This window comes from Pseudomonas glycinae, assembly GCF_001594225.2.
GTDB classification, from domain to species: domain Bacteria; phylum Pseudomonadota; class Gammaproteobacteria; order Pseudomonadales; family Pseudomonadaceae; genus Aquipseudomonas; species Aquipseudomonas glycinae.
This window is the reverse complement of sequence record NZ_CP014205.2, coordinates 3,929,281-3,952,150: the sequence shown is the minus strand read 5'-3', so window position 1 is coordinate 3,952,150 and position 22,870 is coordinate 3,929,281. Positions and strand designations below refer to the sequence as shown.

The following is a 22,870-nucleotide window of genomic DNA, read 5'->3' as shown; positions in this document are numbered from 1 at the left end:
GTGTCACTCCTTGTTGGCGGGGGGTGGCTCCGCGCCAGGATTGAGGGTCAGTTGCATGAAGGTCAGGTCGAGCCAGCGGCCGAACTTGGTGCCGACTTGCGGCATCTGCCCGGTGGTGATGAAACCGGCGCGTTCGTGCAGGCGAATCGACGCGGCGTTGCCGCTTTCGATGGCGGCGACCATGACGTGCTTGCCGCAGGTTTTCGCGCGTTCGATCAACGCGTTCATCAGTTGCGGGCCGAGGCCATTGCCGCGCTGGTCGCTGCGCACGTAGACCGAGTGCTCGACGGTGTGGCGGAAACCGTCGAACGGCCGCCAGTCGCCGAACGAAGCGTAGCCGAGGGTGGTGTTGTCGGCGTTGACGATCACCAGGATCGGATAGCCCTGGGCCTGGCGTGCGCTGAACCACGCCTGACGGTTGCCGAGGTCGACGGCGGATTCGTTCCAGATTGCCGTGGTGTTGAGCACCGCGTCGTTGTAGATGTCGCGGATCGCCGGCAGGTCAGCGTGCAGGGCATCGCGGATGGTGTAGGTCATGGCACGGCCTCAGACGATCGGTTGGTGGACGGTGACCAGTTTGGTGCCGTCGGGAAACGTCGCTTCGACCTGGATCTCCGGGATCATTTCCGGGATGCCTTCCATCACCTGATCGCGGGTCAGCAGGGTGGTGCCGTAGTGCATCAGTTCGGCAACGGTCTGGCCGTCACGGGCGCCTTCGAGCAGCGCCGCCGAGATGTAGGCCATGGCTTCCGGGTAGTTGAGCTTCACGCCACGGGCCAGTCGCCGCTCGGCCACGAGGCCGGCGGTGAAGATCAGCAGCTTGTCTTTTTCGCGTGGGGTCAGGTCCATCGTTTGAAATCCATTGTCGGCAGTTGAAGAAAATCAGGTGTTCCAGATTCGGGGGGGCAGGGCTTCGCGGCCAAGCAGCGCAGGCCTGAGCAATCGCCACAGATCGATCAGCCAGGCCCGCGCCAGCAACGCTTCACTGGCCAGGCAACGGGCGACCAAAAGACCGGGCAATTGCGTCAGATCCCCGCGCACTTCGTGGCCCAGCGAGCGGCAGCGTTCCAGCAATTCAGCATCGATCTCACCGGTCACCAGCAAGGTCGCAAACACCGGATGGCCATCCAGCCCGATCGGCGAATCAAGCAAGCCGTCAGCGCCAACGATGCGCTGGCGCTCATGCCACAACAACCGGCCATCACGGCGAATATCCAGATGTGCCTGAAAATGCCCGAGGTCGAAACGCTCGCCACTGGCCGGCCGCCCGAGGGCTACCACGTCCCAGTAGAACAGCCGCGCATCGCCTTCAAGCTCAATCGAGGTCGAGAGTTCCGCCTGGGCGGCGCTGTAGACGATGGTTTCCTGAGGCAGCCATTCCAGTGTCGCGCCATCAGCGACATGCAGGTTCAGTGACTGATAAGCGGGCCCCGCCGCGCGATACCACTTGGCCGCGCCGGGGCTGGTGATCTGTGCCCAGGCGTCTTGTTCGACGCGGGCGCTGATGTCGAGCCGGTCACCGCCGGCAATCCCGCCCGGCGGGTGGACAATGATGTGCTGGCAGACCTCGGGCCCTTCGGCGTACAGATGCTTTTGCACCCGCAGCGGACCGAGGTGGCGACGACGGGTAGGGCGCGTGCAATCGCCGAAGCGGGCATAGGCCAGCTCTAGCTCGGCATGCCAGCTCGGGGTAAACAGGGCAGTCGCTAAAGGTAAGTTCATGTTTTCTGATTATCGTTAGGACGCTACAGGTTAGATCGTAACCAGTCCGCGCACACCCTCGCTTTCCATATTTTCTCCACGGCCCTGCTGCACGATCTCGCCCCGGGACATCACCAGGTATTGATCGGCCAGTTCGGCGGCGAAATCGTAGAACTGCTCCACCAGCAGAATCGCCATGTCGCCACGGGCCGCGAGCTTCTTGATCACTGCGCCGATTTCCTTGATCACCGACGGCTGGATGCCTTCGGTGGGTTCGTCGAGGATCAGCAGACGCGGACGGCTGGCCAGTGCACGACCGATGGCCAGCTGTTGTTGCTGTCCGCCGGACAGGTCGCCGCCGCGCCGCTGTTTCATTTGCAGCAGCACCGGGAACAGCTCGTAGATGAACGCGGGAACCTCTTTGGCTTCGCTGCCGGGGAAACGCGAAAGGCCCATCAGCAGGTTCTCTTCCACGGTCAGTCGGCCGAAGATCTCCCGGCCCTGGGGCACGTAGGCGATCCCGGCGTGCACCCGCTGATGCGGCTTGAACGTGGTGATCGGTTGGCCTTCCCAGTTCACCGCGCCTTCCTTGGCCGGCAACAGGCCCATCAGGCATTTGAGCAGCGTGGTCTTGCCCACGCCGTTGCGCCCGAGCAGGCAGGTCACTTCGCCGACCTTCACGTCGAAGCTCAGGCCACGCAGGATGTGGCTACCGCCGTAGTACTGGTGCAGCTTGTCGACTTGCAGCATGTTCAAACTCTCCCCGGTGATCGTTCCCACGCTCTGCGTGGGAATGAATCCCGTGACGCTCCGCGTCACATAACGGCGGACGCGGAGCGTCCATGGCGGCATTCCCACGCGGAGCGTGGGAACGATAGGATTCCTCTTCAGCGGCCGAGGTAAACCTCGATCACGCGCTCGTTGTCCTGCACCTGTTCCAGCGACCCCTCGGCCAGCACGCTACCCTGATGCAACACGGTGACGTGGTCGGCAATCGAGCCGACGAAGCCCATGTCGTGTTCCACCACCATCAGCGAGTGCCTGCCCGCCAGCGACTTGAACAGCTCGGCGGTGAACTCGGTTTCGGCGTCGGTCATGCCCGCCACCGGTTCATCGAGCAGCAGCAATTGCGGGTCCTGCATCAGCAACATGCCGATTTCCAGAAACTGTTTCTGTCCGTGGGACAGCAGCCCCGCCGGGCGATTGACCGAGGTGGTCAGGCGAATCGTGTCGAGCACTTCGCTGATCCGGTCTTTCTGCTCGCCGCTCAATTTCGCCCGCAGGCTGGCCCACACCGACTTGTCGGTTTTTTGCGCCAGCTCCAGGTTTTCGAACACGCTCAGGGCTTCGAACACCGTCGGTTTCTGGAACTTGCGACCGATGCCGGCCTGGGCGATCTGTACTTCGCTCATCTGCGTCAGGTCGAGGGTTTCACCGAACCAGGCCTTGCCGTGGCTCGGCCGGGTCTTGCCGGTGATCACGTCCATCAGCGTGGTCTTGCCCGCGCCGTTGGGGCCGATGATGCAGCGCAGTTCGCCGACGCCGATGTACAGGTTCAGATTGTTCAGCGCGCGGAAGCCATCGAAGCTGACGCTGATGTCTTCCAGGGTCAGGATCGTGCCGTGGCGGGTGTCGAGGCCCGGACCGACGCGTTGCCCGAGGCCGATCGAGTCGCGGCTGGTGCCTTCGTCCTTGTTCGGTTCCACCGGGAAAAACGCCGGTTCCAGCATGAATTCAGCGCTCGCCGTGACTCTCATGATTCACCTCGTTTCTTCAGCAGACCGATCACGCCTTTGGGCAGGTACAACGTCACGACGATGAACAGCGCGCCGAGGAAGAACAGCCAGTATTCGGGGAACGCCACGGTGAACCAGCTCTTCATGCCGTTAACCACGCCGGCGCCGAGCAGCGGGCCGATCAGGGTGCCGCGCCCGCCAAGGGCCACCCACACGGCGGCTTCGATCGAGTTGGTCGGCGACATTTCGCTCGGGTTGATGATCCCCACTTGCGGCACGTATAACGCACCGGCCAGACCACACAACACTGCGCTCAAGACCCAGACGAACAGCTTGAAACCGCGCGGATCGTAACCGCAGAACATCAAGCGGTTCTCCGCATCACGCAGCGCGGTCAGCACCCGGCCGAACTTGCTGCGGGCCAGCCGCCAGCCGATGAACAGGCTCGCCACCAGCAACAGCACCGTCGCCAGAAACAGCACCGCGCGCGTGCCGGGTTCGGTGATGCCGAAGCCGAGGATCGTGCGGAAATTGGTGAAGCCGTTGTTGCCGCCGAACCCGGTCTCGTTGCGGAAAAACAGCAGCATGCCGGCGAAGGTCAGGGCCTGGGTCATGATCGAGAAATACACGCCCTTGATCCGCGAACGGAAGGCGAAGAAACCGAACACCAGTGCCAGCAACCCCGGCGCCAACACCACCAGGCACATCGCCCAGAGGAAGCTGCCGGTGCCGCTCCAGTACCACGGCAACTCGGTCCACGACAGGAAGGTCATGAACGCCGGCAGACCATCACCGGCGGCCTGACGCATCAGGTACATGCCCATCGCATAACCGCCGAGGGCGAAGAACAGGCCGTGACCCAGCGACAAGAGACCGGCGTAACCCCAGACCAGATCCAGCGCCAGGGCGACGATGGCGTAGCAGAGAATCTTGCCGACCAGCGTCAGGGTGTAGGCCGAGACATGCAGCGCGCTGTCTGCCGGCAACAGCGACAGCAGCGGCAGGGCGATCAGCAAGGCGAGGATCACCGCGCCGACAGCGAGGGTGACTTTGGGGCCGGCCTTTTGCGTGGCCGTGACTAGTAGAGGCTGGTTCATCAGTCGATCACCCGTCCTTTCAGTGCGAAGAGGCCTTGCGGACGTTTCTGGATGAACAGAATGATCAGCGCGAGGATCAGGATCTTGCCGAGCACCGCACCGATCTGCGGTTCGAGAATCTTGTTGGCGATGCCCAGGCCGAACGCGGCGAACACGCTGCCGGCCAGTTGGCCGACGCCGCCGAGCACCACCACCAGGAACGAGTCGATGATGTAGCTCTGGCCGAGGTCCGGGCCGACATTGCCGATCTGACTCAGGGCCACGCCACCGAGCCCGGCGATGCCCGAGCCGAGGCCGAAGGCGAGCATGTCGACGCGCCCGGTCGGCACGCCGCAGCAGGCGGCCATGTTGCGGTTCTGGGTGACGGCACGCACGTTCAGACCGAGGCGGGTCTTGTTCAGCAGCAGCCAGGTCAGCACCACTACGAACAAGGCGAAGGCGATGATCACGATGCGGTTGTACGGCAGCACCAGATTCGGCAACACCTGAATCCCGCCGGACAGCCATGCCGGATTTGCCACTTCCACGTTCTGCGCACCGAACACCAGACGCACCAGCTGAATCAGCATCAGGCTGATGCCCCAGGTGGCGAGCAGGGTTTCCAGTGGACGGCCGTAGAGGTGACGAATCACCGTGCGCTCCAGGGCCATGCCGATGGCGGCGGTGACGAAGAACGCCACCGGCAGCGCGATCAGCGGATAGAACTCGATGGCCTGCGGGGCGTAGCGCTGGAACATCAACTGCACGACGTAGGTCGAGTAGGCGCCGAGCATCAGCATCTCGCCGTGGGCCATGTTGATCACGCCGAGCAGGCCGAAGGTGATCGCCAGGCCGAGTGCCGCGAGCAGCAGAATCGAACCGAGGGACATGCCACTGAAGGCCTGGCCGAGCAGTTCGCCGACCAGCAGTTTGCGCTTGACCTGGGCGAGGCTGGTTTCGGCGGCGGTGCGCACGTTGGCGTCGGTTTCCACGCCGGGTTCGAGCAGGCCTTCGAGGCGGGTGCGGGCCAGCGGGTCGCCGGTTTCACCGAGCAGACGCACGGCCGCGAGGCGCACCGCCGGGTCGGTGTCGACCAGTTGCAGGTTGGCCAGTGCCAGGCTCAGGGCGGCGTGGACGCTTTCGTCTTGTTCGCCAGCCAGTTGCTGGTCGAGGAATTTCAGCTGCGCGGGTTTGGCGCTTTTCTGCAATTGCTGCGCGGCGGTCAGACGGGTTTTGGCGTCGGCGGCGAGCAATTGGTGGCTGGCCAGTGCGGTGTCGATCAGACCCCGCAGGCGGTTGTTCAGGCGCAGGGTTTTGGCTTGGCCGTCGACGGTCAGCTCGCCTTGTTGCAGGGCGTTGATCAGTTCAACACGCGCCGGATCGGGCTGCGCGGCCCAGGCTTCCAGCAGTTTGGCCTGTTGCATCGGGTTGGCGGCGACGAAGTCTTCCGCATCTCCGGCATGGACGGCCATCGGCAGCAAAAGTGTGACGGCCAGGATCAAGCGGTAAAGGGCAGTGGGCATATGAAATGGCCTTGCGTAGTGATCGTTCCCACGCTCTGCGTGGGAATGCAGCCCGGGACGCTCCGCGTCCCAAAAGCGGACGCAGAGCGTCCATTGAGGCATTCCCACGCAGACGGTTCGACGCCTCGACGTGGGAACGATCAGGTTGAGCGGGTTAACTCAGTTGCTCTTCACCGCATACTCCGGCTTCTTGTCGTTACCCGGAATGAACGGGCTCCACGGCTGCGCCCGAATCGGCCCCTCGGTCTGCCACACCACGTTGAACTGACCGTCGCTCTGGATCTCGCCGATCATCACCGGTTTGTGCAGGTGGTGATTGGTCTTGTCCATGGTCAGGGTGTAGCCGGACGGCGCGGCGAAGGTCTGGCCGCCGAGAGCTTCGCGGACCTTGTCGACGTCGGTCGATTTGGCTTTCTCCGCCGCCTGCGCCCACATGTGGATGCCGACGTAAGTGGCTTCCATCGGGTCGTTGGTCACCGCCTTGTCGGCGCCCGGCAGGTTGTGTTTCTTCGCGTAGGCTTTCCAGTCGGCGACGAATTTTTTGTTCGCCGGGTTATCCACGGACTCGAAGTAGTTCCATGCCGCGAGGTTGCCCACCAGCGGCTTGGTGTCGATGCCGCGCAGTTCTTCTTCGCCTACCGAGAACGCGACCACCGGTACGTCGGTGGCCTTCAGGCCCTGGTTGGCCAGCTCTTTGTAGAACGGCACGTTGGAGTCGCCATTCACGGTCGAGATCACCGCGGTCTTGCCGCCGGCCGAGAATTTTTTGATGTTGGCGACGATGGTTTGATAGTCGCTGTGGCCGAACGGGGTGTAGACCTCTTCGATGTCTTTGTCCGCGACGCCTTTGGAATGCAGGAACGAACGCAGAATCTTGTTGGTGGTACGCGGGTAGACGTAGTCGGTGCCGAGCAGGAAGTAGCGCTTGGCGCTGCCGCCTTCTTCGCTCATCAGGTATTCAACTGCCGGGATCGCTTGCTGGTTCGGCGCGGCGCCGGTGTAGAACACGTTCGGCGACATCTCTTCGCCTTCGTATTGCACCGGGTAGAACAGCAGGCCGTTGAGTTCTTCGAACACCGGCAGCACCGATTTGCGCGACACCGAGGTCCAGCAGCCGAACACCACCGCGACCTTGTCCTGAGTCAGCAACTGGCGGCCCTTTTCCGCGAACAGCGGCCAGTTCGACGCCGGGTCGACCACCACCGGTTCCAGCATCTTGCCGTTCACCCCGCCCTTGGCGTTGATCTCGTCGATGGTCATCAACGCCATGTCCTTGAGCGACGTTTCGGAGATCGCCATGGTGCCGGACAACGAATGCAGAATCCCGACCTTGATGGTCTCGGCGGCCTGTACGGTCCAGGTCATGCCCATCGCGGCAATGGATGCCGTGAGTGTGAAAGCCTTGATCAAACTGCGACGCTTCATTGTGCGATCTCCATGAACGTTAAAGTTTTTTATGGTTGGCAGATGCGAACGACTGAAGGCTGTTTTGCAAGGGCTGTGCCCGGTCGGGTTTGAGCAGGGAAATGTCGGTTTAGAGCGGTCGCGCTTAGAGTCGGCGCACCATGAGGGGACGTGTTGCATGCAAAGGTGCAGCGGGGTGCGCCAGATTGGGGCGCACCCGGAGGATTCAGCGGCGGCGCATCAGGCCGATGAAGAACAGGCCGCCGAGGGCTGCGGTGGCGACGCCGATGGGCAGGTCTTCGGGGGCGATCAGCGTCCGCGCCGCGACGTCGACCCAGACGAGGAAAACGCTGCCGAGCAACACGCACACCGGCAGCAGACGCCGATGCTCGGCACCGATCAGGCGCCGGGCAATGTGCGGCACCATCAGCCCGACAAAGCCGATGGAGCCGCTGATCGACACCAGCACTCCGGTCATCAACGAAGCAATCACGAACACCCGCAGACGCACCGCCCGGGCATTCAGGCCAAGGGTGACGGCGGTCTGTTCGCCGGCCATCAAGGCGTTCAGCGGACGGGCCATGCCGATCAGCAGAATCAAGCCAAGCAACACGCTCAGCGCCGGCACCGCCAACAATTCCCAGCGGGCCAGTCCGAGGCCGCCGAGCATCCAGAACATCACCGCCGAACTGGCGCGGTGATCGCCCATGAACAGCAGCAGATTGGCGATCGCCATCATCACAAACGACACGGCCACGCCGCACAGCAGCAGGCGATCACTGTCCAGCCGGCCCTGACGGTTGGCGATGCCCAGCACCAGAACCATGCTCAACAATGCGCCGATGAATGCTGCAATCGGCAAGGTCAGCAGACCGACGATTTCACCGACGTGCAGCACCACGATCACTGCGCCGAGGGTGGCGCCGGAGGTGACGCCAAGCAGGTGCGGATCGGCCAGCGGATTGCGCGTGACTGCTTGCAGCACCGCGCCGATCAACGCCAGCCCGGCGCCGACCAATGCACCGAGCAACATGCGCGGCACGCGGATCAGCCAGACGATGTGTTCCTGGCCGGCGCTCCAGTCCGGCACGCCGAGGCCGAACAGTTTGTGCAGCAGAATCCGCCACACCACGTCCACCGGCACCCGCGCCGGGCCGAAGCCCAGCGACACCACGCACGACACCAGCAGCACCGCGCCGAGGGCAATCAGCAGCCAGGCGTAACGACGATTGATCATTCGCCGTGGAACCCTTTGGCCAGGGTTTCAACCGCCAGCACGTTGTCGATCCCCGGTGTGGCCTGCACGTAAGGGATGACGATGAAGCGCTGGTTCTTGATCGCGTCCACCGATTGCAGCGCCTTGTTCTTCAGCAGGAATTCAATCTTCTGCTCGGCGGTGATTTCGCTGTAGTCGACGATCACGATCACCTGCGGATTGCGCTCGACCACGGTTTCCCAATTGACCCGGGTCCAGCTCGCTTCGACGTCATCGAGAACGTTGCGCCCGCCGGCGGCGTCGATCAGCGCTTGCGGCATGCCGAGGCGGCCGGAGGTCATGGCGCGGTCTTCGCCGCTGTCGTACAGGAATACCCGTGGTTTTTCGGCAGGCAGGTCTTTGCGGACTTCGGCGACCTGACTTTGCATGTCGGCGATCAGCGCGTTGGCGCGATCCTGCACGTCGAAGATCTTGCCGAGGTTGCGCAGATCGTTGTAAGTGTCGTCCAGCGTGGCGGCCGGGCGCTTCATCACGAAGGCGCAGGACTCGGTCAGCTCATAGACGTTGATCCCCAGCGGTTGCAGGGTCTGCGGGGTGAGATCGCCGCCGACGCGCATGCCGTAATCCCAGCCGGCGAAGAAGAAGTCGACGTTGGCGTTGAGCAGGGTTTCCACTGACGGGTACTTGGCTGCCAGCTCCGGCAAACCGTCGAGCAGCGACTGCATTTCAGGCGTCACCGATTTCCAGCCACTGACGCCGCTATAGCCGGCCATCTTCGATTTGAGGCCGAGGGCGAGCATCATCTGGGTCATGTTGATGTCGTGGCTGACCGCGTGTTTCGGCGCTTGCTTGAAGGTCACTTCGCGGTTGCAGCTCTGGATCGTCAGCGGGTACTTCGTGGCCTCGGCAAAGGCTTGGGTGGTGCCCAGCAACAGAGCGAGGCAAAGCAGGGAGCGCACAGTCATGGTCGGGTTATCCAGGTGATTCGCGGGTAGCCGTGGAGGGGGTGGGAATCGATCAATGCTTCGACGCCGAACACGTCGCGCAGCAGTTCGACGGTCAGGACTTGTTGCGGCGTGCCGCTGGCGACGATGCGACCGTGGTTGATCACATACAAACGGTCGCAGAACGCGGCAGCCAGGTTCAGGTCGTGGATGCTCGCCAACGTGCCGATCTGCAAGCGCTTGACCAGTTGCAGCAGCTCCAGCTGATAGCGCGGGTCGAGGTGGTTGGTCGGCTCGTCGAGGATCAGCAGTTGCGGTTGTTGGGTCAGGGCGCGGGCGAGGATCACCCGCTGTTTTTCACCGCCGGACAGCGTGGCGAACGCGTGATCTTCGAAGCCATTGAGGCCCACGGATTTGAGGGCCTGGGTGGCGAGATGGTGATCGTCCAGCGTGTCGCCGTCGAACAGGCCTTTGTGCGGCGTGCGGCCCATGGCGACCACTTCTTCGACGGTCAGGCCGAAGGCGTCGGGGAACTCCTGCAGGACCACGGCGATGCGTTGCGCGCACCAGCGCGAGGATTGTTTCCACACGTTGTGGTGATCGAGTTTGACCTCACCGTGCTCCGGCTGGCTGAAGCGGTAGGCGCAGCGCAAAAGGCTGGTCTTGCCGCTGCCATTGGGACCGATCAGCCCGACGAACTCACCGGCGGCCACTTGCAACGAGGCGTCACGCAGCTGGAACTGGTGATGGCAATGGCCGTGGCCCAGAGGTGTCCAGGCGAGATCGGTGATGGACAGTGAGCTCATTTCGTTCCTGTTCTAGAAGGTGTAGTCAGCGGTGACAAAGAACGAACGAGGCTCACCCAGAATCCACTGCTGGCCCTCATTGTATTGGCTTTGCGCGTACGTCCGGTCAAACAGATTGTTCACCTGCAACCCCAGCGTGGTGTTGCGCAGGGCTTTCCACGACAGCGTTGCATCGACCACGGTGTAGCTCGGCAGCTCGTTGCGGTTGGCCATGTCGGCGTAGCGCGCATCGACATAACGCACGCCGGCGCCGGCCTTCAGGTCATCGGTCAGCGCCTTGCTCAACCACAGATTGGCGGTGCGGCGTGGCACGTCCACCGGGCGATTGCCGTTGCGCGACACGGGCACACCGCCGACCACTTCTTCGAAATCGTCGTACTTGGCTTTGACGATGGCGGCGTTGGCCTGCAGTTGCCAGGCGTGTGGCAATTGCAGATCGAGGCTCGCTTCCAGGCCGTTCGACGATTGCTGGCCGACCTGCTGCTTGAGCGTCGGGTTGCCCGGGTCGTCGGTCAGCAGCTTCTTCTTGACGATGCGATACGCCGCCAGCGTGAACTCGCCATGCTGATCCCAGAACAACTTCTTCAGGCCGATCTCGGTTTGCCGCGCGGTGGACAGGTCATATTGCTGCTGACTCGGGCTCAGGGAAATCAAACCGCCGATGCCATCGGTGCTGGTGGCGACCTGGCCGTAGAACGAGGTGTCCTGGGTCAGCGCGAACACCAGGCCGGCCTTCCAGTTGTTGCCGGTCAAGGTCTTGTCGCTCTGGCTGCCGTCGATCAGGTTGTTGCGATCCACGTGCACGTAGTCGCGGCGCACACCGGTCACCAGCGACCAGCGTTCGCTCAGCTGCGTACGGTTTTCGGCGAACACCGACATCTGTCTGGTGGTGCTGTCGAACTGATCGCGATACGGATCGGCGCTCTCGAAATAACCGGTCTGCGGGTGATAGCGATCCAGCGGCTGGCCGTTCGGCAATACGTCGTTGAACGGCGAGTTGCTGTCGAGCTGGAAGCGGATGCGGTTGTAATCAACGCCGGTCACGGTCTGGCTGTCGAGACCAAACAGCGAATGCTTGAAGGTGAAGGTCTGGCGGTCGCCGACCTGTTCCTGCTTATGGCCGATGCCAAAATAGCCGCTGCGGCTGAGCTGTTGGCTAGCGATATCGAAGTTGTAGTTCTCGGCGTTCTGCCAGCGGCGCTGGGCTTTCAGGTAGTACAGCTCATTGCTGGCGCTGACCGCATCGTTGATCTGCCAGTCAGTGGTCAGGCGCGTCCATTGATCGTTGTAGTGCTGCTGGTCGTCGCGCACGTTGTAGTTCTTGTTGCGCAGGCTGTCCTTCAACTGGCCGTTGATCAGTGGCGTGCCGAAGTAGTTCTGTGGGCGTTGATCGCCGTAATCGTGAGCGAGGGTGAAAGTCAGGTCGTCGGTGGCCTGCCAGCGCAGGGCGGCGCTGATGAAGTCGCTGGACGAATCACCGCGATCAACCCAGCCGTTGCTGCGCAGGCGATTGAGGTTGAGGCGATAGCTCAGGGTGTCGGTCAGCGAGCCGCCGCTGTCGAACGCCTGCTGTTGGCGGTCGAACGAGCCGTAACCGACGCGCACGTGGTTTTCGATTTCGCCTTCGAACGGCTTCTTCGGGATCACGTTGACCACCGCGCCGGTCGCGCCTTCGCCATACAGCACCGAGGCCGGGCCGCGCAGCACGTCGACGCGCTCCACCGACCAGGTGTCGACCGGAAACGTCACGGTGCCCATGCCGGTGTACATGCGGTTGCCGTCATACAGCTGCATCACCGAACTCTGCCCGGTAAAACCCCGGGCCTGCAATGAAGTGCCGCCGTCGCCCGGCGTGCCGGTGCGGCTGATGCCGGTGCTGCGCGACACCGCGTCCTGCACGCTGCGGTCGCCACGGGCGCGGACTTGTTCGCCGCTCAGGCTTTCGACACTGGCCGGGGTTTCCATGGCGCTGAGGTTCAGACGCGAGCCGGCGCTGGTTGGCGTGCTCAGGCTGACGGTCCGGTCGTCATTGGCCAGGGCGGTGATGGTGCCGGTGGGCAGCGTCAGCGGGGCGTTGTCGGCGTGGGCGCTGTTGTTCAAGGCGAACAGACAGAGGCTGGACAAGAGGTACTTGTTCATCGGGACGGTGAATCACTTCTTCAAAAGAAAAGCCCGCAGCCTCATGACAGTGCATGGCTGCGGGCAGAGCAGCAAATTTGCGTTATACAGTAACACTAAAAAATGCCGAAGTTTAAGCCCCGGCAGTTTAAAGATCTGTCTGGATCGCGCATCTCGCGAGATTCACGATGAAGTTGAGGCAGATTCAGTTTGCCGGCCCAGACGCGACAACAGCAGCCGATCCAGCAACCACACCACTACCAGCGAAGCCCCCACCAGCGGAAACACCACGGCCAGCACGAGCATGATCGCCACCCCGGTTTTCCACTTCGGCAGATCGTGGCGCAGCGGCGGCACGCCGAACTTGCCCTGTGGCCGACGCTTCCACCAGATCACCACGCCGCTGACGGCGCTGAGCAGGATCATCAGGCAGATCAGCAACACGACGATCTGATTGAAAGTGCCGAACATCTTGCCTTCGTGGAGCATCACGCCGATCTCGGTAGCGCGGGCAACAGCGCCGTACTGCTCGAAGCGCACATCGGCGAGAACCTTGCCGGTGTACTGATCGATGTGCAGTGTCGCGTCGTTGCGTGGGTCGTCGGCGAACACGGCGATGGTGAACACGCCGGTGGCGGTGGTCGGCATTGTGATGCTGTAGCCCGGCTCGACCTTGCGCTCGATGGCGATGTTCTGCACATCCTGCAGGCGGATGGTCGGTGCAGCGGGACCGTGTTGCATGCCGCCGTGGGCCATGTGTTCGGCGTGGTCACCGGACATCGGCATCGGCGTGTTTTCCATCGCCCACGGCACAGTCTGACGCGTGGCGTTGTTCAGGCTGCCAGCCTCGACGTCGGAGGTCGGCACGTTGTTCCACATCGCCGCCGGGAACACGTTCCACACCTGGGCGTACTGCTTGCCCCAGAAGCCGGTCCAGGTCATGCCGCTGAGCAGCATCACCAGCAGCAGTGCCGCGCCCCAGAATCCGGTCACGGCATGCAAATCACGCCACAGCACGCGGCCGCGACTGCTCAGGCGAGGCCACAGAATTCCCGCTGCCTGACCTCGCGGCCACCACAGGAAAACTCCGGACACCACCAGCACCACGCCCCAGCCTGCGGCCATTTCGATCAGTCGGTCACCGACGGTGCCGATCATCAGTTCGCCGTGAATCGCCCGGGCGATGGCTTGCAGGTTCTGCCTGGCATCCTGCTCGCCAAGGATGTCGCCGTGGTACGGATCGACGAACACGTTCAGCTCATGGCCGGCATTGGCCACGACAAACTGCGCGCTGCGCTCGGCATTCACCGGCGGCAGGTACTGCGTGACCTGGCCCTGTGGATAAGCGCTTTTGACCTTTTGCAGCAAGTCATCGGCCGGCACCGTGTGATGCCCGGCGGGGACGTTCAGCAGGCTGCTGTACATCAGCGAATCGAGTTGCGGCTTGAACAGGTAAATGATGCCGGTCAGGGCCAGCATCACCATGAATGGCGCGACGAACAATCCGGCATAGAAATGCCAACGCCAGGCCAGGTTGTAGAAATTCGGTTTGGGCTGTTTCATCACGTGTGCTCCGCTTGGCTTGGATCTTCTAGTTGTCTGTTGCCGCCCGCTCCCTGAAGGGAGCGAGCGCCCTTGAGGGTTAGAAACTCATGTCCACCTTGGTCCAGAGCGTGCGCCCCGGTTCATTGATCGCTTGCGGGTCGTTGGCCGGGTAGCCGAACCCGGCGTTGCCCGCCAGGTTCAGGTGTTCGGCGTAAGCCTTGCCGAACAGGTTGTCGACGCCGGTACTGACCTTCCAGTTCTTGTTGATCCGCCAGGCACCGTTGAGCGAGAACACGCCGAAGCCTGAACTCTTGTCGTAATCCTTGCCGACAACGTTGCCCTTGTTCTGGTCGATACGGTTTTGCGCGGCGACCACCCTCCACAGTGCGCCGGCGCTCCAGTTGTCTTCGCTGTAGGTCAGGCCGAAACGTGCATCCAGCGGCGGCATTTGCGGCAGGGCCTTGCCGTCGCTGCTGTTCTTGCCCCAGGCGTAGGCCAGGGTCGCATCGGCTTTCCAGTTGTCGGTGAGTTTGTAGGCGGCACCGAGTTCACCGCCCATGATCCGCGCGTCGATGTTCTCGGCGCGGGAGGTGCTCATGCCCATCATCGTCGGGGTGTAGTCGAACAGGATGTAATCGCGCACCTGGCCGATGTAACCGGAGGCCCAGGCTTCAAGCTCGGCGCTCTTGTAGTTCACGCCGAAGTCGAACTGAGTAGTCTTTTCCGGCTTGATCGAATCGAATGCGTTGACCGAACCCGCCGGGCCGGATTTGGGCGAAAACAGCTCCCAGTAATCCGGAAAACGTTGCGCGTGGCCGAGGCCGGCGTAGAGCGTGGTCGGGCTGTCGGCCAGGTCATGCTCGTAACGGATGAAACCGCTCGGCAGGGTGTCGGCGCGGGTATCGCCGGCAGTCGGGTTCGGGCGCGACATCATTCCCGAACCGGTGGTCTGCCGGAAATCCCTGGCCGAGGCGCGGTCGACCCGGGCGCCGGTAATCAGCCGGTCGCGGTCGGCGGCGTACCAGGTCATTTCGCTGAACACCCCGTAGTTATGGAAGTCGGCGTCCTTGGTGAACGGCTGATCCTTGTAGGTATCGATGCCCATGCCGCTGCGCTGCCGGTGTTCGTTGGTCTGCGCATCGAGGCCGGTGATCAGCTGGATATCGGCCCAGCGCCAGGTGGCCTTGATCCGTGCGCCGAGGGTGCGGCGGTCGACGTTGGACGCCATGGGACCGGCCATCATCCCGGTGCCGGACGGCGTGCGCAGGGTGTAGTTGTCCATCACGTGGTCGGCGTAGTTGTAGTAGACCTGCGCTTCGAGCTTCTCCAGCACATCGGTGATGTTGGATTTCTCGACGCGCAGACCGAGGCTTTCGCGCAGGAATTGCGAGCCGTCCATGCCGCGTCCGGCGTAGCGCGCTTCGCCGTCGCCCTTGCCGGCGGTGAGTTCGATCAGGGTGTCGGCGTCCGGGGTCCAACCCAGCGCCACGTCGCCGTTCCACTTGTCATAGCGCGAGGCAACGATGTCGTTGTTGCCGTCGCGGTAGTCGTCTGACTGCGCGGTGTTGCCGATCACTCGCACGTAACCCAGCGAGCCGCCGGCCGCCGCATCAACGACCTTGTCGAAGCGCCCGTGGGAGCCGGCCAGCACGCTGGCGTTCACGCGGGTGCCGAGTTCGCCGAAGCTTTCCGGCTCGCGGTCGAACAGGATCGTGCCGGCCGAGGCGCCCGGTCCGTAGAGCACGGTTTGCGGGCCTTTGATCACCGTGAGTTTGTCGTAGGTCTCGGGCGAGATGTACGAGGTCGGCGCGTCCATCCGGCCGGGGCAGGCGCCGAGCATCATGCTGCCGTTGGTGAGGATGTTCAGGCGCGAACCGAACATGCCGCGCAGCACTGGGTCACCGTTGGTGCCGCCGTTGCGCACCAGGGCGAAGCCGGGAATGGTCTTCAGGTAGTCGCCGCCGTCGCTGGCCGGCACCGGTTGGCGCGGGTCTTTCGGGTTGGTGACGATGGTCAGCGGCGAGCTCGGGGCGATGGCGGTGATCACCGTCGGGCTCAGTTCGTCAGCATGGCCGGCGTGTTCGTCGGCGTGGACCAGCGGGGACAGCAGGACGCCGCAAAGGACGGCGGTAGCGTGCCTGAAACGAACGCGGGATTCGTTCAGGGCAAAGGACGCCGGGGCAGAACCCGGGCGTGGGACAGCAGAAAACCTGGACATGACAATTTCCATCAAACAGTCGTAAACGACACGGCCGGCAGCCTGAGGCTGTCTTCTCAACCGTGTGCAATCAGCGGTGGGTGTTTACGCTGCGACGGGCGGGGCGCGGGTGCGGGCGCCGGGGAAGAAGGTCTGCCGGGCATGGCCCAGACGCGGGGAGGGCGGGGTGAAAGTGTTGACGAGCGGAATGCTGAAAGTGACGAAGCTGACGCCACCGGTCAGCGCCGGGCAATTGAACAGCAGGCTGCAATAACCGCACTTTTCCCACAGCACATGGTGTGAGGATTGTGGCGGGCAGTGTTCCGCCGAGGGCTGTGCACCGTGCCCGGAATGATCCATGCCCGGCATGTCCATCGACATGTCCATGCTCATCGGCATGGAGGTCGAGGCGTGCTGATCCATCGGCATCGACTGAGAAATCAGCGGGCCGATGAAGATCATCAACATGGCGAACAGGGCGATCCAGCTGCCGCGGGTCAGGTGTTCAGTCTGACGGCGTTGCAGGGAGGGCCTGGCGCTCAGGGGGCGCATGGGCGGAGTCTGCCGGAACGGTTACTGGGCGTGCGCGTGGTCTTGCGTGGCTTGCGGCGGCTTTTTCTGCACGGCGACTTCGACGGTCACGTTACCGGCCTTTTCGAAATGCAGGGTCAGGGGAAAGCGCTTGCCGTCGGTCAGCAGACTGCGGTCAGTCGGATTCATCAGCATCACGTGATAGGCCATTGGCTCGAAGGTCACGTTTCCACCGGCCGGGATGGCCACGTTCGACACCTGTTGCATCTTCATCAGATCACCCTGCATCACGTGCTCGTGCAGTTCCGCTGTCGGGGCGATCGGCGAGTCGACGCTGAGCAGGCGGTCAGCCGTCTTGCCACCGTTATGAATGATGAAATACGCGGCAACCGTCGGCGCGTTCGGCGGCAGTTCCTGCGACCACGGGTGGGTGATTTCCAGCTCGCCGGCCTTGTATTCGTGGGCATGGGCGAAGCACGCAGGCAGCAACAGCGCAGCGATGACGATGAGTTTGTTCAACATGGCAGTTCTCCAGAACGATTTGAAACGCAGGTCAAATGCGGGAACAAATCAAACCAGAGGAGAGGCGCGGGGATTGAGGCTCGGCCATTGCTGGCGCGGTGTCGGGGCTTGCAGCACGGCGGGCGCCACGCTGCGATTGCTTTCGTATTGAGCGAAATACAGCTGCGGCGAATGCCCCGGCAACGCCACCACCGGCGCCGATCCGGAGCAGCACCAGCAATGCTGCATGGTCGAATGACTGTCACCGCTCTGCGGTGCTTTCTGATCCACGCCGCTGATGTCGATCGCCACCATCTTCGTCCCGCTGCCGGTGCAGAAACTGCTCCACAGCAACTGCTCGGCCGGCGTCTGCGCCGCCTGCGCCATTGATCCCGTCAACGGCATGGCGAGCATGTTGAACAGCACTGCAAAGCAGGCGATCCAGGCAAATGCGAGCCGGTGTCGGTTCATGGGACAGATCCGTAGGGTGGGCGATCAGGCGCGGCTATTTAGCCTGATCAGGGCCGATAAGTAAAAAAGCGTCGTGCGGTTTGGTGTCGCAGCGATCTTTCAAGAGAGTGTAGCGGCTCGAATTTGCATTGCATGGGACTTGCATCAACAACTGAAGCTATCGCGAGAGGAAAAGCTCCGTCCCGATCAAGGTTTTTCAAGAGCCGAGATGACGTCATCAACCGTCGAAAACTCCCGATCAACCCCCGCCAACACCGGCCGCTTCAACACCATTACCGGCACCCCAAGCTCCCGCGCCACGTCCAGCTTCGGCTCGGTTGCGGTGCTGCCGCTGTTCTTGCTGATCAGCACGTCGATCTGCCGGCGTTCGAACAGCGCTCGCTCGTCCTCCAGCAGAAACGGTCCACGGGCGCCGATGACTTCGCAGCGTTCGTTGCCGGGGTAGACGTCGAGGGCGCGCAGGGTCCAGAACTGGTGCGCGGGGATTTCATCGAGGTGTTGCAGCGGTTCGCGGCCAAGGGTGAACAGTGGGCGGCGGAAGGGTTCGAGGGCGGTGATCAGTTCGGCCCAGTCGGCGACTTCGCGCCAGTCATCGCCCCGTTGCGGTTGCCACGCCGGGCGGCGCAGGGCCCAGCAGGGGATGCCGGTGAGTTGCGCAGCAGTGGCGGCGTTGTGGCTGATCTGTGCGGCGTAGGGATGGGTCGCGTCGAGCAGAAGTGTGATGCCTTCGTCGAGAATGAACTGCGCCAGACCTTCGGCGCCACCGTAGCCGCCGACGCGCACCTGACACGTCAGATCGGTCGGCACCCGGCCGACGCCGGCCAGGCTGTAAATGTGTTCCGGCCCCAGAGTGCGCGCGATGGCCAGCGCTTCAGTCACGCCGCCGAGCAACAATATTCGCTTCATACAAAAGCTCCCGCATGGCCGACGATGCCGCCCTGACGATCAATCGCAAACACTTCGACCTGCACCTGAGCCGGCACCACGCTGCGGGCAAACTCCAGGGCATGGCGGCAAACTTCATCACCGAGGGCAACACCCGCCGCACTGGCCATCGCCAACGCCTGCTGACTGGTGTTCGCCCCGCGAATGGCTTGCTGCAACGCATCGTCGGCGCCAATCGCCGCCGCCCATTCGGCCAGTTGCGGCAGGTCGATGCTCGAATGACGCGAGTGCAGGTCCATGTGCCCGGCTGCGAGTTTGCTGATCTTGCCGAAGCCGCCGCACAGGCTGAGTTTATCCACAGGTACTTTGCGCAGGTGCTTGAGCACCGCGCCGACGAAGTCGCCCATTTCGATCAGGGCAATTTCCGGCAGGTTGTAGACCCGGCGCATGGTGTCTTCGCTGGCATTGCCGGTGCAGGCGGCGATGTGCAGGAAGCCGTTGGTTTTCGCCACGTCGATGCCTTGGTGGATCGAAGCGATGTACGCCGCGCAGGAAAACGGCCGGACGATGCCGCTGGTGCCGAGGATCGACAGCCCGCCGAGAATCCCCAGGCGCGGATTCATGGTTTTCAATGCCAAAGCTTCGCCGCCCTCGACATTGACCGTCACTTCGAAACCGCCGCGATAGCCGGTTTCTTCGGCGAGCAGCGTCAGGTGATCGCTGATCATCTTGCGCGGAACCGGGTTGATCGCCGGTTCGCCGACGGCCAGCACCAGTCCCGGTCGAGTCACTGTGCCGACGCCTTTGCCGGCGATGAAGCGGATTCCCGGCTCGTCGATCAGTTGCACACGGGAGTAGAGCAGGGCGCCGTGAGTCACGTCCGGATCATCGCCCGCATCTTTGATCGTCCCGGCTTCCGCGCCGTCTTCGGTCAGTCGGCAGAACTCCAGTCGCATCTGCACCTGCTTGCCCTTGGGCAACACGATCTGCACGGCGTCCGCCACCACTCCGCCGAGCAGCAGGCGAGCCGCGGCGAGGCTGGTCGCTGTGGCGCAGCTGCCGGTGGTCAGGCCGCTGCGCAGGGGCGCGGGTTGTTCGGCAGTTTCGTCACGCATCGAGGGGTTTGACCAGATCGAGCAGGGTGATCGGCAGCGCCTGGCGCCAGGTATCGAACTCGCCCAGCGGCTGTGCCTGGGCGATGTGGATGCGGGTCAGCTCGCCGCCGTGCTGTTCGCGCCAGCTCATCAAGGTCATTTCGCTTTGCAGGGTCACGGCGTTGGCGACCAGTCGGCCACCGGGCTTTAGTTGTTCCCAGCAAGTGTCGAGCACGCCTTCGCGGGTCACGCCGCCGCCGATGAAAATCGCGTCCGGACGTTCCAGCCCGATGAGCGCCTGCGGCGCACTGCCGCGAATCAATTGCAGGCCGGGAACACCCAGCGCATCGCGGTTGTGTTCGATCAGCTGCTGGCGACCATCGTCAGCCTCGATGGCCAGTGCGCGACAGCTCGGGTGCGCGCGCATCCACTCGATGCCGATCGAGCCGCTGCCGGCGCCGACGTCCCACAGCAGTTCGCCCGGTGTCGGGGCGAGGCGGGCGAGGGTGATGGCGCGCACGTCGCGCTTGGTCAGTTGGCCGTCGTGCTGGAAGGCCGAGTCTGGCAGCCCGGCGAGGCGCGACAGGCGCGGAGTGTCTGGATCTGCGAGGCATTCGATGGCGATCACGTTGAGGTCGGCAATGCGCGGATCGTTCCAGTCGTTGGCGGTGCCGTCGATCCGGCGTTCGGCGCTGCCGCCCAGATGCTCCAGGACGCTCAGGCGACTGGCGCCGAATCCGCGCTCGCGCAGCAATGCCGCAACGGCGGCCGGGCTCTGACCGTCATTGCTCAGCAACAACAGGCGCACGCCGCCAAACAGTTGCACGTTGAGGGCCGCCAGCGGGCGAGCCACCAGCGACAGCACGCTGACGTCCTGCAACGGCCAGCCCAGTCTGGCTGCTGCCAGCGAGCACGAAGACGGCGCCGGCAGAACCAGCATCTCGGCCTCCGGCACCTGCCGCGCCAGGCTCGCGCCAACGCCGTAGAACATCGGATCACCGCTGGCCAGCACACACACCGCTTCGCCGCGACGCTCGAGTACCGGGGCCAGGGAAAACGGGCTCGGCCACAACTGGCGCTCGCCACGGATGCACACCGGCAACAGATCCAGCTGACGCTGACCGCCGATGATCCGCGAGGCGCTCATCAAGGCGCGCCGGGCATTTTTGCCAAGACCTTTGAAGCCGTCTTCGGCAATGCCTACAACCGTCAGCCAAGGGGTCATGCCATTCCTCATTACTTGTCCATCGTCAGTGGGCGACATGATAACGCGACTCCCGCGAAATGACTGCTGCGCATTTTGAACAGCCTGGAAGACATCTAATGTTTATGTTGTTTTTTCTCAGGTTGGTTTTTTGTTGATAAGTTTTGTTTGTAGTTGGTATGGGTTTGTTAGAGATGACTTGTTGTTCTGGATAGTGATTTTTATAAGGGAATTAATGACGCATGGAAATGCTTGATAATGTTTTGCCACAAGTCGCTGACATTGCCGAAGAAAGCAGCTCGGTTGTCGCGGGAAATAGCTTGCTCACTTTTTTTTCCGGAGTGAGCCGTGAAGATGAACGTTTTATCAAAGACAGCATGCGCTGGGCCGAGTATCAGGCCGACCAGCGCGTGAACAGAAGACAGGCTCCGGGCTTCTGGTTCGAATATTACTCCGCATCGCTTCAGCAGCTTGGCTGGGAGCTGGGTGAACCGGTGCGGGTTGCCGGTCGGGAGTTTGAGGGCGACTTTCTGGATGCCTGGTCAAAATCGATGGAACGGCTGCTGAGTAGTGGAAGGCGACAGCAGATGAAAAAAACCTTCCAGTTGCTGGAACACAATCCGGCGGGTTTTGATTTGTTTGCGGACAGTGTCCGGGAATGGAATGACTTTGTATTTTCACCGGCCTATTACAATTACTATAAACATCTTGAAATAGTGATCAGTCATGTCGGGTTGCTCGACGCCCAGTGGACGAAGAGGTATTTGTTCTGGGATGTCGAATATTCCAGGTCGCAACTGGAAGTCTATGCGCGGCGGTTCATGAATACGCCGAAAAACATGAGTGCCCGGCGAGCAGAGTTGACTGAACTGGTCCGCGATATGCGGCGTAATGAGTTTGCACTGAGTCAGTGAGTTCGGTTTTTTTGTCTGTGTTGAAATAAATTGAATGCAGTGAAAGTTGCGTGTTGGTGGAGTGGAAGTTAGTTTGAGTGTGCGCCACGGAGGCGTTTTTAATTTAAAGGAATGTGCATAATGAATGAAGTAATTGCTAAGAATGACGAAGTGGTTGGTGAGACCTTGTCCGCAGCTCAACGTATTGCTTTGATCGAAGAGTGTAACCAGCTGATCGCCGCACAGCCCGTTCCTCGCTCTGCGAAGTTGTCGCTGAATGCCAGTTTGCCAATCGACAAGGATGAACTTAACGCCGCCATCATGGGCACAGGCATCGCCGGTTTCGATGAAAGTATGTCCAGACGCAGCAAACGCATTGTGAAAAATACCTATATGTACGCTGATCTGGTTGCCTTGACCAAATACCCTTCCGCCAGCCAGAAGGAGAAACGCTACGATGAATTCATGAAGCTCATGAAAGTAGGGGGCTGGTTTGCCTTCAACCAGCCTTACAATCGCTACAATGCAACTTCCCAGAAACTGACCATGGACAATGTTGCACTCAACATCCTCCATACTGCGGTGTCTTCGGCGGTGGGGCAGGGGGCGGCGGCCTTGAAGGTGCTCAAGGATGTGGCGGACTCCACGATTGAAGCGCTGAAAGATGTCCCTGAAGCGCTGGGACTTTTTGAACGCAACGTTAAAAAAGCCGAGGGCGGCAACTTCTGTATGTCGAGTGCCCTGGAAAACAAAGACGGCACCATCACGATGGCCATCGCTGCGGTTCAGTATTTTGCCGCGGCGCAACCGACCAAGGTGCTGTTTGTCGAGTGGGCGACATCCAGCGTCAGCATCTACAACGGCTCCGCCACCATGACCATGGACGAAGAGGACTACTTGCTGGTCGAGCCATTGATTGTCAGGGCATTGACCGAGCAGCGTGAAAAAGCGCTCAGCTACGAGTTTGGCCAGGCCTGATGTTCATTGAAGCCAGAGGCCCGGTCCTCTGGCTTTCTTAAAAGGAG

22 protein-coding genes are annotated in these 22,870 nt (G+C 62.2%); 2 read left to right on the top strand and 20 right to left on the bottom strand.

The features are described from left to right. Positions 1-3 precede the first annotated feature (3 nt). The 20 genes from AWU82_RS18010 to AWU82_RS17915 all read right to left on the bottom strand — a co-directional run bounded on the left by AWU82_RS18010 (position 4) and on the right by AWU82_RS17915 (position 20,973). Positions 4-537 (bottom strand): GNAT family N-acetyltransferase, encoded by a 534-nt coding sequence (locus tag AWU82_RS18010; RefSeq protein ID WP_064379150.1) that lies wholly within the window; start codon positions 535-537, stop codon positions 4-6. Positions 538-546: 9 nt separating this feature from the next. Continuing rightward, complete coding sequence (ureA, locus tag AWU82_RS18005) at positions 547-849, bottom strand: urease subunit gamma (RefSeq protein WP_039766748.1); 303 nt, start codon at positions 847-849, stop codon at positions 547-549. A gap of 33 nt (positions 850-882) precedes the next feature. Then, on the bottom strand, positions 883-1,722 hold the full coding sequence (locus AWU82_RS18000) for an urease accessory protein UreD (protein ID WP_064379152.1): 840 nt from the start codon (positions 1,720-1,722) through the stop codon (positions 883-885). A gap of 30 nt (positions 1,723-1,752) precedes the next feature. Beyond that, positions 1,753-2,451: an urea ABC transporter ATP-binding subunit UrtE gene (gene urtE / locus AWU82_RS17995; protein WP_064379153.1), complete on the bottom strand. Its 699-nt coding sequence runs from the start codon at positions 2,449-2,451 to the stop codon at positions 1,753-1,755. Between the two features lie 137 nt (positions 2,452-2,588). Continuing rightward, positions 2,589-3,458 (bottom strand): urea ABC transporter ATP-binding protein UrtD, encoded by an 870-nt coding sequence (gene urtD / locus AWU82_RS17990; RefSeq protein WP_064379155.1) that lies wholly within the window; start codon positions 3,456-3,458, stop codon positions 2,589-2,591. Next, positions 3,455-4,534, bottom strand: a complete 1,080-nt coding sequence (gene urtC, locus AWU82_RS17985) for an urea ABC transporter permease subunit UrtC (RefSeq protein ID WP_064379157.1) — start codon at positions 4,532-4,534, stop codon at positions 3,455-3,457. Before urtC ends, urtD begins: the two co-directional genes overlap by 4 nt. Beyond that, positions 4,534-6,036, bottom strand: coding sequence for an urea ABC transporter permease subunit UrtB (gene urtB / locus AWU82_RS17980; RefSeq protein ID WP_064379160.1), 1,503 nt, complete (start codon positions 6,034-6,036; stop codon positions 4,534-4,536). The genes urtC and urtB overlap by 1 nt, the downstream gene beginning before the upstream one ends. A gap of 159 nt (positions 6,037-6,195) precedes the next feature. Further along, complete coding sequence (gene urtA / locus AWU82_RS17975) at positions 6,196-7,461, bottom strand: urea ABC transporter substrate-binding protein (RefSeq protein WP_007950596.1); 1,266 nt, start codon at positions 7,459-7,461, stop codon at positions 6,196-6,198. A 205-nt stretch (positions 7,462-7,666) separates the two neighbouring features. After that, the gene (locus AWU82_RS17970) at positions 7,667-8,677 is read right to left on the bottom strand and encodes a FecCD family ABC transporter permease (RefSeq protein WP_064379161.1); all 1,011 of its coding nucleotides are present in this window, start codon (positions 8,675-8,677) and stop codon (positions 7,667-7,669) included. Continuing rightward, positions 8,674-9,621 carry an ABC transporter substrate-binding protein gene (locus tag AWU82_RS17965; RefSeq protein ID WP_064379164.1) on the bottom strand — a complete coding sequence of 316 codons (948 nt, stop codon included), beginning with the start codon at positions 9,619-9,621 and terminating at the stop codon, positions 8,674-8,676. Before AWU82_RS17965 ends, AWU82_RS17970 begins: the two co-directional genes overlap by 4 nt. Then, positions 9,618-10,406, bottom strand: coding sequence for an ABC transporter ATP-binding protein (locus AWU82_RS17960; protein ID WP_064379165.1), 789 nt, complete (start codon positions 10,404-10,406; stop codon positions 9,618-9,620). Before AWU82_RS17960 ends, AWU82_RS17965 begins: the two co-directional genes overlap by 4 nt. A gap of 12 nt (positions 10,407-10,418) precedes the next feature. After that, complete coding sequence (locus AWU82_RS17955) at positions 10,419-12,545, bottom strand: TonB-dependent receptor (RefSeq protein WP_064379167.1); 2,127 nt, start codon at positions 12,543-12,545, stop codon at positions 10,419-10,421. A 162-nt stretch (positions 12,546-12,707) separates the two neighbouring features. Then, on the bottom strand, positions 12,708-14,087 hold the full coding sequence (locus tag AWU82_RS17950; protein WP_064379169.1) for a PepSY-associated TM helix domain-containing protein: 1,380 nt from the start codon (positions 14,085-14,087) through the stop codon (positions 12,708-12,710). A gap of 79 nt (positions 14,088-14,166) precedes the next feature. After that, positions 14,167-16,287: a TonB-dependent copper receptor gene (locus tag AWU82_RS17945; RefSeq protein WP_064379170.1), complete on the bottom strand. Its 2,121-nt coding sequence runs from the start codon at positions 16,285-16,287 to the stop codon at positions 14,167-14,169. Between the two features lie 84 nt (positions 16,288-16,371). Next, the gene (locus tag AWU82_RS17940) at positions 16,372-16,818 is read right to left on the bottom strand and encodes a DUF2946 domain-containing protein (RefSeq protein ID WP_064379172.1); all 447 of its coding nucleotides are present in this window, start codon (positions 16,816-16,818) and stop codon (positions 16,372-16,374) included. A gap of 21 nt (positions 16,819-16,839) precedes the next feature. After that, positions 16,840-17,319 (bottom strand): copper chaperone PCu(A)C, encoded by a 480-nt coding sequence (locus AWU82_RS17935; RefSeq protein ID WP_064379174.1) that lies wholly within the window; start codon positions 17,317-17,319, stop codon positions 16,840-16,842. Positions 17,320-17,367: 48 nt separating this feature from the next. Continuing rightward, positions 17,368-17,769 carry a DUF2946 domain-containing protein gene (locus tag AWU82_RS17930; RefSeq protein ID WP_064379177.1) on the bottom strand — a complete coding sequence of 134 codons (402 nt, stop codon included), beginning with the start codon at positions 17,767-17,769 and terminating at the stop codon, positions 17,368-17,370. A 186-nt stretch (positions 17,770-17,955) separates the two neighbouring features. Further along, positions 17,956-18,675: a cobalt-precorrin-6A reductase gene (locus AWU82_RS17925; protein WP_064379179.1), complete on the bottom strand. Its 720-nt coding sequence runs from the start codon at positions 18,673-18,675 to the stop codon at positions 17,956-17,958. Next, entirely contained in the window at positions 18,672-19,769 is a 1,098-nt protein-coding gene (locus AWU82_RS17920; RefSeq protein WP_064379181.1) for a cobalt-precorrin-5B (C(1))-methyltransferase, read from the bottom strand. Before AWU82_RS17920 ends, AWU82_RS17925 begins: the two co-directional genes overlap by 4 nt. After that, complete coding sequence (locus AWU82_RS17915) at positions 19,762-20,973, bottom strand: bifunctional cobalt-precorrin-7 (C(5))-methyltransferase/cobalt-precorrin-6B (C(15))-methyltransferase (RefSeq protein WP_064379183.1); 1,212 nt, start codon at positions 20,971-20,973, stop codon at positions 19,762-19,764. The genes AWU82_RS17920 and AWU82_RS17915 overlap by 8 nt, the downstream gene beginning before the upstream one ends. A 221-nt stretch (positions 20,974-21,194) precedes the next feature. On the opposite strand from AWU82_RS17915, the gene AWU82_RS17910 reads away from it, so the two are divergent. Further along, positions 21,195-21,866 carry a hypothetical protein gene (locus AWU82_RS17910; protein WP_064379185.1) on the top strand — a complete coding sequence of 224 codons (672 nt, stop codon included), beginning with the start codon at positions 21,195-21,197 and terminating at the stop codon, positions 21,864-21,866. A 120-nt stretch (positions 21,867-21,986) separates the two neighbouring features. Next, positions 21,987-22,823, top strand: coding sequence for a hypothetical protein (locus AWU82_RS17905; RefSeq protein WP_064379186.1), 837 nt, complete (start codon positions 21,987-21,989; stop codon positions 22,821-22,823). Positions 22,824-22,870 lie beyond the last annotated feature (47 nt).

Coding starts and splice junctions, on each gene's coding strand:
- AWU82_RS18010 (WP_064379150.1), bottom strand. CDS start 537: ATGACCTACACCATCCGCGATGCCCTGCACGCTGACCTGCCGGCGATC.
- ureA (WP_039766748.1), bottom strand. CDS start 849: ATGGACCTGACCCCACGCGAAAAAGACAAGCTGCTGATCTTCACCGCC.
- AWU82_RS18000 (WP_064379152.1), bottom strand. CDS start 1,722: ATGAACTTACCTTTAGCGACTGCCCTGTTTACCCCGAGCTGGCATGCC.
- urtE (WP_064379153.1), bottom strand. CDS start 2,451: ATGCTGCAAGTCGACAAGCTGCACCAGTACTACGGCGGTAGCCACATC.
- urtD (WP_064379155.1), bottom strand. CDS start 3,458: ATGAGAGTCACGGCGAGCGCTGAATTCATGCTGGAACCGGCGTTTTTC.
- urtC (WP_064379157.1), bottom strand. CDS start 4,534: ATGAACCAGCCTCTACTAGTCACGGCCACGCAAAAGGCCGGCCCCAAA.
- urtB (WP_064379160.1), bottom strand. CDS start 6,036: ATGCCCACTGCCCTTTACCGCTTGATCCTGGCCGTCACACTTTTGCTG.
- urtA (WP_007950596.1), bottom strand. CDS start 7,461: ATGAAGCGTCGCAGTTTGATCAAGGCTTTCACACTCACGGCATCCATT.
- AWU82_RS17970 (WP_064379161.1), bottom strand. CDS start 8,677: ATGATCAATCGTCGTTACGCCTGGCTGCTGATTGCCCTCGGCGCGGTG.
- AWU82_RS17965 (WP_064379164.1), bottom strand. CDS start 9,621: ATGACTGTGCGCTCCCTGCTTTGCCTCGCTCTGTTGCTGGGCACCACC.
- AWU82_RS17960 (WP_064379165.1), bottom strand. CDS start 10,406: ATGAGCTCACTGTCCATCACCGATCTCGCCTGGACACCTCTGGGCCAC.
- AWU82_RS17955 (WP_064379167.1), bottom strand. CDS start 12,545: ATGAACAAGTACCTCTTGTCCAGCCTCTGTCTGTTCGCCTTGAACAAC.
- AWU82_RS17950 (WP_064379169.1), bottom strand. CDS start 14,087: ATGAAACAGCCCAAACCGAATTTCTACAACCTGGCCTGGCGTTGGCAT.
- AWU82_RS17945 (WP_064379170.1), bottom strand. CDS start 16,287: ATGTCCAGGTTTTCTGCTGTCCCACGCCCGGGTTCTGCCCCGGCGTCC.
- AWU82_RS17940 (WP_064379172.1), bottom strand. CDS start 16,818: ATGCGCCCCCTGAGCGCCAGGCCCTCCCTGCAACGCCGTCAGACTGAA.
- AWU82_RS17935 (WP_064379174.1), bottom strand. CDS start 17,319: ATGTTGAACAAACTCATCGTCATCGCTGCGCTGTTGCTGCCTGCGTGC.
- AWU82_RS17930 (WP_064379177.1), bottom strand. CDS start 17,769: ATGAACCGACACCGGCTCGCATTTGCCTGGATCGCCTGCTTTGCAGTG.
- AWU82_RS17925 (WP_064379179.1), bottom strand. CDS start 18,675: ATGAAGCGAATATTGTTGCTCGGCGGCGTGACTGAAGCGCTGGCCATC.
- AWU82_RS17920 (WP_064379181.1), bottom strand. CDS start 19,769: ATGCGTGACGAAACTGCCGAACAACCCGCGCCCCTGCGCAGCGGCCTG.
- AWU82_RS17915 (WP_064379183.1), bottom strand. CDS start 20,973: ATGACCCCTTGGCTGACGGTTGTAGGCATTGCCGAAGACGGCTTCAAA.
- AWU82_RS17910 (WP_064379185.1), top strand. CDS start 21,195: ATGGAAATGCTTGATAATGTTTTGCCACAAGTCGCTGACATTGCCGAA.
- AWU82_RS17905 (WP_064379186.1), top strand. CDS start 21,987: ATGAATGAAGTAATTGCTAAGAATGACGAAGTGGTTGGTGAGACCTTG.